Origin of the sequence: Winogradskyella sp. R77965, from assembly GCF_044594915.1 — a bacterium.
GTDB lineage: Bacteria > Bacteroidota > Bacteroidia > Flavobacteriales > Flavobacteriaceae > Winogradskyella.
In genome coordinates this window covers 2,721,315-2,735,603 of sequence record NZ_CP138990.1, presented here as the reverse complement: position 1 = coordinate 2,735,603, position 14,289 = coordinate 2,721,315, and the positions used below count along the sequence as shown (strand labels likewise).

Below are 14,289 nucleotides of genomic sequence, written 5' to 3'. Positions count from 1 at the left end.
AATATCTAATTTAATGATACGGTTTTCTCCTCAAAAATAAACGAGCCATCATTTGCCATACCTTCAATAAATAAAGTTATGGGAACTAGCGGTTTTAAAATTTTAAAGCTCACATTCCCTTCAGAATCTACAGCCAATTTTGGTTTCCAGTCTATTGTACCATAACCTATAAAGAAATCATCATTATAATAGCGATATTTTGGAGTATAGTACTTTTTATTTTCACTAAAAGTTAAAGGTAAATTGTAATCTTGCGCTGTCTTACTTTGAGAAGAATCAAACAAACTTTTATAGGATGTATGTATTCTTATGGCTCCGTTAAGGCCTCTAAAACCCTCTCCAAGACCACCTCTATTAATCTCAATATAATCTATATCAGCCATAGTGTAAGTCTCTAAAATACTAATACTTGTCAGTGGTATTCCATCTAAAAAAACAGCCATAGCACCACGATTAAGACGTCCATTAAAAAGTCCTCCTTCATTAGTAGCTGGGTTTATACCAGTATATACCCTATTAAAAGCCAAATAGTGAAATATAGTGTTGAAAGTAAGCCTGTCCATCTGATCGATTACTTTTATCTCTCCGTAAGAGTGCTTACCTAATTTTCTAGCTCTAACTAAAGCTTTATCCACGCTAGATTCTACCACGACTTCATCTAATCTTTGCTTTTCATCCATACTGAAACTAAGAGGATTGCTTAGATCAAGTTTTTCAATGACTTTATAGCCAGAATCTGGCTGAAATAGGTCTGTAGCTGTAGCCAAGTTGGGAATTACATTTGGTAAAGTTTGTAAGTAAAGTTGAGCAGGTACTAAATTGCCATTCTCCCGTGATCTTGAAATATAAACGTGACTATTTTCAATGGGGAAAAGGTTTTCAAAAATAATCGTATTGTTTCCTTCTGAGGTCTGTTTGTATTGTGGTTGATTGTTACCAAAATGATGCAGCACATAGGTGTCTTTTAGGTGCTTTTGATTGTTAACGTTTGCTTTTAAAGTAATACCTTGTTCAAAGGCATGAGGAAATTTTTCTGGGATGAACATATTATTCCAATCATAACTACTCCAACCTTGCGTGATAAGAAGGTTATCTAAATCAAAACGTTTTTTGTCATCGATATTATTAAAATAATAGCTCCCGTTTTCGATAGCTCCTTTAATATAAGGCTGAAGCATAGTTTGAGATAATACATTGTGATGTCTATTGTATGAAGCTGTTTCCTGTGGTAAGACAGAAATACTAATGTTGTTAAAAACTTCAGGGTTTATGGCTTTAAAATTTAATTTAACTCTCAGTGAATCAACGAAATCAGTAGCCGAAACCTTATCGGTTTTAATAATGTCAATTCCTTCGTAATTAAAGAAAAGACGCTCGGCTACAGGTATTTCATTCTCATTGAATAGCGTTAAAATATTAATACCTGTTGGTATACTATTGTCTTCAATAACTTTAGTGACAACCTTATCATCTGTGAAATAAATATCCAACGCATCATAATTATCACCATTATGAATCATTAATGTATAACGCTTGTTTTTTATATTATCTAAGGTTTCAGAATTGGTCGTTACTGAGGCAAATACTTTGGTCTTAAGCCGTCTTAAGGAAAGGATGACGCCACTTTTTTTGACATCGTGACCTATTGGAAACGTGAAATCTTCATTGGCATAGTTTATTTTAACTTTATAATTCTCGTTTACATCAGCCATTAAAGAAAACGAGCCAATACCTAATGGATTGGTTTTAAAAGTAGTTAATACTTCATTGTCTTTACCAATTATTTGGCCTTCTGCAATTGGTACACCAAACCCTTGACTATCTTTTACTACGACACCAACTTTATTTAAAACACCATTGAGTAGATGGCCACTTTCTGGAAGAAACTGCGCATCGATAGTGTTATTCACGAACGGTTTTTCTATATACTTTTCAGTTTCGGGATTTATAACTCTGATAGTCTCTACGTGATAATTATGTTCGTCAAAGTTTCGCATCCAATTCGTATAGGCTTTTATATTGTATAAGCCTGAATTAAACAATGAATCCACAGTAAATATATTTGAAGCTATACCATTATCAACACGGATTAATTTTTTCTTTATGATATTTTTGTTTTCATCTTCGATACTAACGTAAAGATTAGTCGTTAATAAGGATAGTCTTTTATCTTTTTTATCCAAGACATAAGCTGTAAAGCCTATAAACTCACCTTTAATGTAAGTAGATTTATTAAGGTGTAAATAGACCGTTTCTCTCGGTGAAGCAGTGTAATCTTCATAGGTGTCAATGATATCTACGGATTCCTCCTGTGCACTAAGAAAACCAAAACATATAAAAAATAACAAATACAGATAATGCGAAAATGTTTTATATAGTGGGTTCATAGTTGTTTTGTTTAAGATAATATTAGTTCAATGTAATGGACTTTTCTTCAAAAACAAACGAGCCATCATTAGCCATACCTTCAATAAACAAAGTAATAGGAACCTGAGGTTTTAAAATTTTAAATTTCACATTGCCTTCAGTATCTACTGCCAATTCTGGTTTCCAATCTACGGTGCCATAACCTTTAAAGAAATCATCGTTATAATATTGATATTTTGGTACATAAAAATTTTTATTCTTACTAAAGGTTAAAGGTATCTTATAACTTTGAGCTGTAGCTTTGTTAACAGAGCTAAACATACTCTTTGTTGTAGAATATATTTTCAATATACCATTTGCTCCACGAGCTCCTCCACCGAAACCATTTCTATCAATTTCAACATAATCTATATTTGCTAAAGGAAACCTATCAAGAAAGGTCGTACCAGCAAGAAATACATCATCAAAATAGACTAACATTCCTCCACCACCACCTAGAACACTTCCGCCAGCACCACGTCCATTTGTGAAAATAACATCCCCTGTTTCAGCATCCACGTTTACACCGACCCTATTCGCCCTTAAGTAGTCTTCTAAATACAAAAAAGTCAACTTATCAAGTTCAGAAGGGACTTTCATAGTACTAGATGTATGATTACTCAATTTTCTAGCCCTTACCAATTCTTTATCTACGCTAGACTCTACGACAACTTCATCTAATACTTGCACTTCATCGGCTCTAAAATTAGAAAGTTCGCTTATTCTAAGTTTTTCACTAATACTATACTCTGATTTAGGAAGCAATGGATTATTTTTAGTGTCTAACCTAGGAATCTTATTTGGGAAGGTTTGTAAATACAGCTGTGCAGGTTTTAAATTTTCGTCGCTATTTATTCTAGAAATGTAGATTTCAGTATTATCAACAGGAAATGTACTATCAAAAATTATGCTTTTATTACCATCGGAAGTCTGTTTATATTGAGGAGGGTTACTACCAGAGTGATGCAGTAAATAAACATTATTCAAATATTTTTGATTATTGATACTAGCTTTTAATTCAATACCTTGCTCAAAAGAATAAGGAAATTCATCCGGCAAGAACATGTTATTCCAATCATAACTACTCCAACCTTGAGTGATAAGTAAATTGTCTAAATCAAAGCGCTTTTTGTCATCAATATTATCAAAATAATAGCTTCCGTTTTCAATTACACCTTTAATATAAGGCTGAAGCATAGTTTGAGATAGTAAATTGTGATGTCTATTATAAGATGTTGTTTCCTGCGGTAAAACAGAAATACTAATATTATTGAATACTTTAGGATCAACCGATTTAAAATTTAATTTAATACTTAATGAATCAACAAAATCAGCAGCTGAAATCTTATCGGTTTTAATAATGTCTATCCCTTCGTAATTAAAGAAAAGACGCTCGGCTACAGGTATTTCATTCTCATTGAATAGCGTTAAAATATTAATACCCGTCGGTACACTATTGTCTTCAATAACTTTGGTAACAATTGTATCATCTGTGAAATAAATATCTAAGACTTCATAATTATCACCGTTGTGAATCATTAATGTATAACGCTTGTTTTTTATATTATCTAAGGTTTCAGAATTGGTCGTTACTGAGGCAAAGAGTTTTGTCTTTAGTCGTTTTAAGGAAAGGATGACACCGTTTTTTTTGACATCGTGACCTATTGGAAACGTAAAATCTTCATTGGCATGGTTTATTTTTACTTTGTATTCGTCGTTCATATTAGCCAATAACGAAAACGACCCTATTCCCAGTGTATTAGTTTTAAATGTGGTTAATATCTCATTGTTTTTATCTACAACTTCTCCTTCTGCATTTGGTAAACCAAACCCTTGGCTATCTTTTACAACCACACCAACTTTGTTTAAAACTCCATTGAGTAGATGCCCACTTTCTGGAAGAAACTGCGCATCGATAGCATTATTTACAAGAGGCTTTTCTATATACTTTTCAGTTTCAGGATCAATGACGCGTATAGCTTCTGAATAATAATTTTGCTCATTGAAGTTCCGCATCCAATTGGTGTAAGCTTTGATATTGTAAAACCCAGAATTGAAAAGAGAATCCACAGTAAATATATTTGAAGCTATGCCGTTATTAACACGGATTAATTTTTTCTTTATGATATTTTTGTTTTCATCTTCGACACTAACATAGAGGTTAGTCGTTAGTAAGGATAGTCTTTTATCTTTTTTATCTAAGACATAAGCCGTAAAACCAATAGATTCTCCTTTAATATAGGTGGATTTATTAAGGTGTAAATAGACCGTTTCTCTCGGTGAAGCGGTGTAATCTTCATATTTCTCACTAATATCTATGGATTCCTCTTGTGCGCTAAGAAAACTAAAACATATAAAAAATAACAAATACAGATAATGCCAAGATGGTTTGTAGAGTGGTTTCATATTTTTTTTGTTTAAGATATCAAAATTTGATGATAATTAATCTAATATATTAATTCAATGTAATTGACTTTTCTTCAAATATAAACGAGCCATCATTTGCAATGCCTTCTATAAATAAAGTTATCGGAACTTCTGGTTTTAAAATTTTAAAAGTAATATTACCCTTGTCATCAATAGCTAATTTTGGCTTCCAATCAATTGTCCCAAAACCTTTAAAGAAATCATCATTATAATATTGATATTTTGGTGTATAGAATTTTTTATCCGCGCTGAACGTTAAAGGTATTTTATAATTTTGAGCAGTGACTTTGTTTACAGAGCTAAACATACTTTTAAATGAAGAATATATTTTAAGTACGCCATTTTTTCCACCTCTAGCTCCATATCTAGCGCCATTTCTATCAAATTCAATATAGTCTATATTAGCCATAGGATACTTATATAATACACTATTACTTGCTAGAGGAACACCATCTAAAATTATTAGCATTCCTGAATTATCATTACCACTAGCCTCTACTCGTCCATCTGCACCCGGACCTTCTCTAGACTCAATACTAAATGAAAAAGCATTTATTCTATTTGCCCATAAATAATCCTCTAAATATAAAAATGTCAACTTATCAGTTTCTGAAGGAATCTTTACAAAGCCATCATTAAGATGGGCTGAAAGTTTTCTGGCTCTAACTAATTCCTTATCTACACTAGATTCTACTACAACTTCATCTAATTGTTGAACTTCATCTAAGTTTAAATTACGAGGACTATAAAGACTAAGTTCTTCTGTGATTTTGTAATTAGACTTTGGCGGTAATACTTTCGTATTAGTCACTAAGCTAGGGATTAGACTGGGTAGTGTTTGTAAATAAAGTTGAGCAGGTACTAATTTTTCATTATCACTTGATCTTGAAACATATATACTGTCTTTTTCGCTTGGAAATAGGTTTTCAAAAATGATACTATTATTGCCATCAGAGACTTGTTTATACTGTGGCTGATTGTTGCCAAAGTGATGCAAAACATAAACGTCATTTATATGTTTTTGATTATTAACATTAGCTTTTAAAGCTATGCCTTGTTCAAATGAATAAGGTAATTCATCTGGGAGAAACATATTATTCCAGTCGTAACTGCTCCAACCTTGAGTAACCAAAAGATTGTCTAGATCGTGGCGTTTCCTGTCATTTATATTATTAAAATAATATTTACTTTGTTCTACGGAGGTTTTAAGATATGGCTGTAGAAAAGCCTGAGAGATTATATTAGAATGTCTGCTATATGACCGAGTTTCTTGAGGCAGAATAGAAATACTAGTATTATTAAAAGCCTTTTGATCAATATCTTTGAGACCCAAGCGTATTGAAAGAGAATCAGTTTTGCTTGTAGCAGAAATATCATTTGAGTTTATAATATTTATACCTTCATAATTAAAGAAAAGTCTTTCAGCAATGGGTTTTTCATCCTCGTTAAACAGTGTTAAGATATTAGTACCTGAAGGAATGGTTGTACAGTCTATAGATTTTGTAACTGTTGTATTATCTGTAAAATAAATATCAATGACCTTATACGCATCACCATTATGAATCATTAAGGCATATCGTTTATTCTTTACTATATCTAAAGTTTCTTGGTTAGTGATGATGGAAGCAAATAGTTTAGATTTAAGGCCTTTTACCGAAATGATGACACCATTTTTTTCAACCTTGTGACCAAGAGAAAATATAAAATCTTTATTAGCATGATTAACTTTAACCTTATAAGCATTCTCTAGATTAGCTAATAAAGCAAATGATCCAATACCTAATTCATTGGTTTTAAATGTGGTAAGTATTTCATTGTCATTCCCTATTAATTGCCCTACTGCGTTTGGTACGCCAAACCCTTGGCTATCTTTTATAACCACACCAACTTTGTTTAAAACTCCATTAAGTAAATGGCCACTCTCAGGAAGAAACTGAGCGTCGATAGCATTATCTACTGATACTTTTTCTATATATTTTTCAGTTTCGGGATCTATAACTCTAAGAGCCTCCTGGTGATAATTCTGCTCGTCGAAATTACGCATCCAATTGGTGTAAGCTTTGATATTATATAAACCTGAATTAAAAAGAGAATCGACAATAAATGTATTTGAAGCTATGCCGTTATCAACACGGATCAATTTTTTCTTTATGATATTTTTGTTTGCATCTTCGATACTAACGTAAAGGTTAGTTGTTAATAAGGATCGTTTTTTATCTTTTTTGTCTAGGACGTAAGCTGTAAAACCGATAGATTCTCCTTTAATGTAAGTAGATTTATTAAGGTGTAAATAAACGGTTTCTCTAGGTGTAGCTGTGTAATTTTCATATTTATCAATGATATCTATGGATTGCTCTTGTGCGCCGAGATAACCAAAGCACATAAAAAATAATAAATACAGATAATGCGAAGATGTTTTGTAGTGTGGTTTCATAAGCGCTGATTTCTCATAAAAATATCAAAAATCGAGCCAAGAATAAAGTACTTTAACCCAGTTTTATGAAAACACTAAAAATTCACCTCCCAAGATTATTTATAGCAATTATCTGATTTTTAAACCATTAGAAACACCATCAATCGTTGGACTGAGCTTAGTCGAAGTGTTAGGTCTTGCAAAGAATAAATTGAGTTGAATTATTAAAGGTACCTTAAATTTTACTTAAAACTTATGAGTACATACTGTTTTTTAGAAGGATAATAATTACCATATAATATTTGATTGCCAATAGAAAAAACACTTTCAGAATTTTCAATTAAGTTATTTTTATATGCATCTATTTTGTCAAATACATTCTCAGGAATTTCCCCTTGTAAATGAGAAAAATCACTATCAAATAAGCATTCAATTCTAGTAGACCCATTGTAACCGTATGCACCATAGGCAAAAGCTGTTGGATTATAACTCATCGTAAATGCACCAAATTGACCAATTGGCATTCCCCCAAATCCTGGCATCATCATTCCCCCACCACTAGATTGAGGTCTTATTCCTCCAATAGTAACTCTATATTTATCATCCATTGGGTAGATTGAAATTCCATTTTTATCTGATGACATCTTTCTCAGAAACTTTGATGTTTTTTCAATTTTTCTTGTACTACCAAAGCTGTAGGCTGAACCTTCTTGTAGAATAGGACCATTTTTAAAATCTATAGTATCCTTTTTAGAAACTGAAATAGATTTAATAATTTTTTCATCTGAAAGATTTTTTATAACAAAAGCTAGTTGTGAACTATTAGAAACAACCTGGGCAATTTTATTTTCAAAGATGTAAGAGTTAGTCTTTGGAGAATTAGCCTCAATTTTTGGATTACTTATTCTAGAGAATTCGGGAGAGAATTCAGGGGCTTTAAAATCTATAATTAAAGTGTAACCACTATTATCATCAAGTGTCCATTTAAAACTGTCATCATATTCATACATTTTATAAGGTTTTGAAGTAATACTTAAATTATTCGGTAATCTATTATTGACTTTTTGAAATTCTTTATGAAAATGGTTTTTTGATGAGGGATTAACCCAACTGTAATTACCTTCGAGACTATAGAATTTTTGTTTTATCGATCCATCAATTAAAAATGTCCACTTACATAATTTGTTTGATTGACTGTTATACGTATACATGTAACATGTATTCTTGTAACTATAACTTTGAAGGTAGTAATCATACGGGCTTAGTTTAAAGTTATAAGTTAATTCTTCTGTAATGTTGTTTTTAAAGTCAAATAGAATACTTGCGTATTTAGTCTGTTTTTTATTAGTTTCTATTAACCTTACTTTATGACCGTCAATTGCGCTACCAATTATAGTCTTGAACTTGCGTTTTAATCCTTTGGAAACTAATTCTAGTTCTAATTCTTTATTTTGATTATATTCATAACCGTAAGTAGTTTTAGCCTCTTCTAAAAATACAAACAGCGCATTGTTTTCCTTATTATCAATAACATGAGCATTATTAATATTACCCAAAGATTCTTTATTCTTTATAGAAACATTTAAAAACGTTTCTTGAGCATTAATAGAATTAAATACAAGAAAAAATAATATAATTCTCACTTTCATAATTTAACTAATCTTTAAACCATTAGAAACACCTTCAATATCTGTATTCACAAACACCAAATTACCTCCTTCATCTTCAGTCATCAAAATCATGCCTTGACTTTCTACTCCACGCAGTTTTCTTGGTGCTAAATTCACCAAAACCGTAACGCGTTTACCAATAATAGCTTCTGGTTTAAAGCTTTCTGCGATGCCCGAAACTATAGTCCTAGTATCAATACCAGTATCTACTTTTAAAACCAGTAATTTTTTTGTTTTTGGCATTTTCTCAGCTTCTAGAATAGTACCAACTCTTATATCTAGTTTTGTAAAATCGTCAAATGTAATTTCTTCCTTTTGAGGTTCTACTGCTTTCTTGGCTGCTTCATTCGCCTTTTTACTAGCAGTAAGCTTATCTAGTTGGGCTTCGATTTGAGAATCTTCAATTTTTGAAAACAACAATTCACCTTTTCCTATTTTATGTTCTGCAGGAAGTAAAACTTCTTTTGTTGATATATCTTCCCAAGACATCTCGACTGCGCTCGATGTGACAGAAAGGATGCTTTTCAATTTTGTTGAAGTAAAAGGTAAAAAAGGCTCAGATAAAACAGCTAAAGCCGATGCAATTTGCAAGGCCACAAACATCACAGTTTTAGTGCGCGCTTCATCAGTCTTAATGGTTTTCCAAGGTTCTTCGTCTGCTAGATATTTGTTTCCAAGTCGAGCTAAATTTATCAATTCCTGACTCGCTTCCCTAAAACGATAACGCTCAATAGAACTAGAAATCACAGCTGGATAGGCCTTTACAGTAGCTAAAGTTTCTTCATCAATAGCTTTATATTCTGATGGAGTTGGAACAATACCATCATAATATTTGTTCGTTAAAACCACAACACGATTAATGAAATTCCCAAAAATAGCAACCAATTCGTTATTGTTTCTTGCCTGGAAATCTTTCCAAGTAAAATCATTATCCTTGGTTTCTGGCGCATTTGCTGTTAACGCATAACGCAATACATCTTGTTGATTAGGAAAATCTATCAAATAGTCTGGTAACCAAACTGCCCAATTTTTTGAAGTTGAGAGTTTATTATTTTCTAAATTTAAAAACTCATTGGCAGGTACATTTTCTGGCAAAATATAAGAGCCTTCTGCTTTTAGCATCGATGGAAAAATAATACAATGAAACACAATGTTATCCTTACCTATAAAGTGAACTAGCTTTGTGTTTTCATCTTTCCAATAGTCTTCCCAGTTTTTACCTTCTCTTTCTGCCCATTCTTTGGTAGAGGAGATATAACCAATTGGCGCATCAAACCAAACATATAGTACTTTGCCTTCACCACCTTCAACTGGTACCGGAATTCCCCAATCTAAATCTCGAGTAACTGCTCTTGGTCTCAGTCCATCATCAATCCAAGATTTCACTTGGCCGTAAACATTAGGTTTCCAGTCTTTTTTATGTCCTTTTAGTATCCATTCTTTTAGGAAGTCTTCGTGCTTATTTAATGGTAAAAACCAGTGTTTAGTTTCTTTTAAAGTTGGTACATTTCCTGTTATGGTCGACTTAGGGTTTATTAAATCCGTTGCATTTAAACTAGATCCACAGTTTTCACATTGATCTCCATAAGCTTCTTCATTACCACATTTTGGGCAGGTTCCTGTCACAAACCGATCTGCTAAAAACTGATTGGCTTCTTCGTCATAGAGTTGCTCGGTAATTTCCTCTACAAACTCATTCTTATCATACAGTGTTTTAAAAAACTCTTGGGCAGTTTCATGATGAATTTTAGCTGATGTACGCGAATAATTATCGAAAGTAATACCAAAATCTTCAAACGATTTTTTAATAATTGCATGGTATTTATCAACGATGTCTTGTGGTGTAACCCCTTCTTTCTTTGCCTTTATTGTAATTGGTACTCCATGTTCATCACTTCCACATATAAAAGCAACATCATTACCTGTTAATCTTAAATAGCGTGAATAAATATCTGCAGGCACATAAACACCAGCTAAATGACCAATATGTATTGGGCCGTTAGTATAAGGTAATGCTGCTGTTATAGTATATCTTTTCGACATGAAGTGTATTTTAATTGAAGCGCAAAATTAGCAATTTTACTTGTAGTAATAAAACCAAAAAGCCTCTAGTTATACTAAAGGCTAATTTTCATATATTTATTTGATTTCTAATTTATAATCAGTGACTTACTGTAGTTTTGTTGATTTGTAGATATTCTATAAATGTATTGGCCAATATTCAATTTTCTACCAATAGCATTTTTTACATTTATACTATGTTCACCAGCAAACAACATTTCATTTTTAAGTGTTCCTATTTCTCTACCCATTATGTCGTAAAGTTTAATTACAGTATGCTGAGTTATAGGTGTATTAATTTTTAATATCACATCTTGATTTGAATAAATGACATAATGTTTAAATCTATTATTGTCAAAAGAAGGATTCCCAACGCTTAAACTATTACAACTTATACCAAGATCTAGGCGATTATAATTTTGATTAAGTAAAGCTTCATTTACCAAACCTGAATCTATACACAACCAATCTTCCATAATTGTAGCATATACTTCTCTAAAATCTTGTGTATAATTTAAGTTACCATTAGTATCTAAGTTCTCTAAATCTGGATGCTCACCTACAAACCCATTACTATCAATTGCCGGCCCAAACAGCAACATTGGTGCAGCCTTACCATGATCTGTTCCGTTAGATCCATTTTCAAAAGCACGACGACCAAACTCACTTATGGTCATTGATAAGACTTTATCATCAAAACCCGATGAAGCTAAATCATCATAGAATGTCTTTATTGTGTTAGATAAATCTATTAATAAATCTCTTTGATTTTCTACTTGGTTTGCATGTGTATCGAAACTTCCCAGAGTTACCATATAAACTTTAGTACCTAAATTCCCTTTAATTAACTTGGCAACTATAGATAATTGTCTACCAAGATCGGAATCCATATACTCAAAACTATTTATACCTTCGCTGTAAGCATCATGTATAGTTCCTGCATATTGATATGTAGTATTTGTAGTCCCTCGCATAAACTCTAATTGCTCCCCATAAATACAGTCTGGAAAATTTGACATATCATGTACAGCGCCATTTTGAGCAATAGTTTCTAATTGATTTGGATTAGCTACTGAAAACGCATAATTATTAGTATCTCCTTGAAAAATTAAATTACCAATACTTCCTATTTGCACTGCAGCAGGTGTCGAAGGAGGATTAATAAGATACTCAGGATATAGTTCTTCAAAATGCCTACCCAACCAACCAGATTGTGTATTGTTTCCAGCATCGGTTGAAGCCCAAATATCAGAGCCAGCAAAATGAGATTGACTAGAATCCTCATAACCAACTCCATGAATCACCTTCATAGCACCATTATCCCATAAGTTTAGCAAATCATTCATATAGTTAGGCATCCCAAAATCCGAATTGAGTTGTGTAACCTGACTAAGATTATGTTTTATACTTGGCCTGTATGAAGCATAGGTGTCATAATCATAAATAGGTACAATAGTATTTAGCCCATCATTTCCTCCTTTAAGACGAATGATAACTAAAATACGGTCTGTTTCTGAGTTACTTATTGCAGCTGCAAGTTTAGAATTTGTTGAAGCAGAAACTGGCATACCACCAAGCATCATACTCCCTGCACCTGCAAGACCTAAAGCTTGTAAAAAGGATCGTCTGTTCCATTTTTTATGCTCTAAATCGTGAGCATTATTATTCAATATACTTTTATTATTTAAATCATGATCGCACATAATGGTAGGTTATTTAAGTTGAAATTCGGGAAGTTTTATAAGATGTCTAATAAGAAGAAGTACTTGATAAGGAGCAGACTCGTATTGTAAATTCCAAATACCTTCCTCGTAGTAGTTTTCTGGTAGATTATGTTTTAATACATCTGTAGCGTCTTGATAATCAGATGTAGTAAACAATTCTACTGGCATAAATTTGTCTATTATACTCTTGGCTACGATATAAGGGTCATTACTATTATCTGAGCTTTCTATAGCAAAAGTTCTAAACTCTTCTGGGAAATTATCCCAAGTATGCCATATAATCCATTGTAATATTCTCCAACGACCCGTTAATGTACTTGCATTAATCCAGTCTCTATTCCCTTGCCAACCAGCGACGTCTACTGGTTGAAACATTTTTTGTCCTAATGTTGTAGCAAACCACCTAAATGCTTCTAAATAGTCTGGTTGAATACTAAAGCTTGTAACTTTTAGATATGACATAAACATATCGTAAGGGCTTTTTATAAGTATTCCTATTGTTTTATTGTCAAAAAAATGTTGACTCTTAAATAAGGTTCTTAAGAGATTAGCGATATTAAAATCTTGCACAAACAAATTAGCCATATCATCAACAACATCAGTATTAATGGTAGGACTTACAAAATAGCTGTATAGCTTCTTACAAACGTGATTAGCTATTAATGGCGCTTTTTCTTGAAATAAGATATCTATAACATCATTATAGCCCCAATTTCCGGTTTCACTGAAGATCGTTTTGTCTGTATTATCAAAAGTACTATCATCAAAGTAAACAGGGTATGTCCAATTTTCACGGTGATTATAGCCTGTTAGAGCCCTAGAAGTCTCAATAATATCTTGCTGCGTATATCCATTATCTACGCCCAAAGTAAAGAGTTCATACAATTCACGTGCGTAATTCTCATTAGGTCTGATACTCGTATTTTCATAACCATTGAGGTAAACTAACATGGCACTAGTTATACCAATATCTCTAACAAAATCTTCGAAGTTTCCTAAAGAATGATTTTCTAAGACACTAAAATATTCATACAGATGATTACTGGTGTAATAATCTTCTAGTCTTGTTACAAAATGATTACTCCAAAACATAATTAAACGACCTTTAAGTCCTAATGTTTGCATTTGATTTGTAACTTCAGAAATCAACTCTTTATGATTTGCTTGTGTTTCCTCTTCAAAAGCAAAACCTAAATTTTCATAGTCATCATTGGTGAAATGTGCCCAAGGCGGCTCAGGCCAATTGGAAGCGTTTAAGGATTCATCAATTAGTTGATCAATAAAATTATCTGGAGTCATTGATAAGGCATCAGAAATCATACTATTATTTGCATCGTAGCCAATACGACGAAAGGCATGTCTTATCCTTATTTCGTTCCAAGGTTGATTAGTAGATGGTGTGTAAGGTATTAAAGAAGAGGTAATGCAAGATGTAACAACAGGCATAAGTAGGATTTTTTCAGTTAAACAAACAAAATGATAAGGGATATATTATTTATCTACGGATGAAATGTGATTTTCGGATGTTTTTTGTTAAAAATTTATTAAAATCTAATTGTCGTTTTACTTCACGTTTTACTTTTTATAT

Annotated in this window: 7 protein-coding genes; all 7 read right to left on the bottom strand. The window is 32.3% G+C overall.

Going from position 1 to position 14,289, the window contains the following annotated elements; all coding sequences use genetic code 11:
- Positions 1 to 5: 5 nt before the first annotated feature.
- The 7 genes from SJY34_RS12225 to SJY34_RS12195 all read right to left on the bottom strand — a co-directional run bounded on the left by SJY34_RS12225 (position 6) and on the right by SJY34_RS12195 (position 14,147).
- Positions 6 to 2,387: a hypothetical protein gene (locus SJY34_RS12225; RefSeq protein ID WP_400076040.1), complete on the bottom strand. Its 2,382-nt coding sequence runs from the start codon at positions 2,385 to 2,387 to the stop codon at positions 6 to 8.
- 22 nt (positions 2,388 to 2,409) lie between these two features.
- The gene (locus SJY34_RS12220) at positions 2,410 to 4,812 is read right to left on the bottom strand and encodes a hypothetical protein (RefSeq protein ID WP_400076039.1); all 2,403 of its coding nucleotides are present in this window, start codon (positions 4,810 to 4,812) and stop codon (positions 2,410 to 2,412) included.
- 49 nt (positions 4,813 to 4,861) lie between these two features.
- Positions 4,862 to 7,267, bottom strand: a complete 2,406-nt coding sequence (locus tag SJY34_RS12215) for a hypothetical protein (RefSeq protein WP_400076037.1) — start codon at positions 7,265 to 7,267, stop codon at positions 4,862 to 4,864.
- A 221-nt stretch (positions 7,268 to 7,488) separates the two neighbouring features.
- The gene (locus SJY34_RS12210) at positions 7,489 to 8,895 is read right to left on the bottom strand and encodes a hypothetical protein (protein ID WP_400076035.1); all 1,407 of its coding nucleotides are present in this window, start codon (positions 8,893 to 8,895) and stop codon (positions 7,489 to 7,491) included.
- Between the two features lie 3 nt (positions 8,896 to 8,898).
- Positions 8,899 to 10,959 (bottom strand): methionine--tRNA ligase, encoded by a 2,061-nt coding sequence (metG, locus tag SJY34_RS12205; protein WP_400076033.1) that lies wholly within the window; start codon positions 10,957 to 10,959, stop codon positions 8,899 to 8,901.
- 107 nt (positions 10,960 to 11,066) lie between these two features.
- Positions 11,067 to 12,680, bottom strand: a complete 1,614-nt coding sequence (locus SJY34_RS12200; RefSeq protein WP_400076031.1) for a DUF1501 domain-containing protein — start codon at positions 12,678 to 12,680, stop codon at positions 11,067 to 11,069.
- A gap of 9 nt (positions 12,681 to 12,689) precedes the next feature.
- Complete coding sequence (locus tag SJY34_RS12195) at positions 12,690 to 14,147, bottom strand: DUF1800 family protein (protein ID WP_400076029.1); 1,458 nt, start codon at positions 14,145 to 14,147, stop codon at positions 12,690 to 12,692.
- Positions 14,148 to 14,289 lie beyond the last annotated feature (142 nt).

Excerpts from the sequence above, each read along its gene's own strand:
- SJY34_RS12225 (WP_400076040.1), bottom strand. The coding sequence starts at position 2,387 with ATGAACCCACTATATAAAACATTTTCGCATTATCTGTATTTGTTATTT.
- SJY34_RS12220 (WP_400076039.1), bottom strand. The coding sequence starts at position 4,812 with ATGAAACCACTCTACAAACCATCTTGGCATTATCTGTATTTGTTATTT.
- SJY34_RS12215 (WP_400076037.1), bottom strand. The coding sequence starts at position 7,267 with ATGAAACCACACTACAAAACATCTTCGCATTATCTGTATTTATTATTT.
- SJY34_RS12210 (WP_400076035.1), bottom strand. The coding sequence starts at position 8,895 with ATGAAAGTGAGAATTATATTATTTTTTCTTGTATTTAATTCTATTAAT.
- metG (WP_400076033.1), bottom strand. The coding sequence starts at position 10,959 with ATGTCGAAAAGATATACTATAACAGCAGCATTACCTTATACTAACGGC.
- SJY34_RS12200 (WP_400076031.1), bottom strand. The coding sequence starts at position 12,680 with ATGTGCGATCATGATTTAAATAATAAAAGTATATTGAATAATAATGCT.
- SJY34_RS12195 (WP_400076029.1), bottom strand. The coding sequence starts at position 14,147 with ATGCCTGTTGTTACATCTTGCATTACCTCTTCTTTAATACCTTACACA.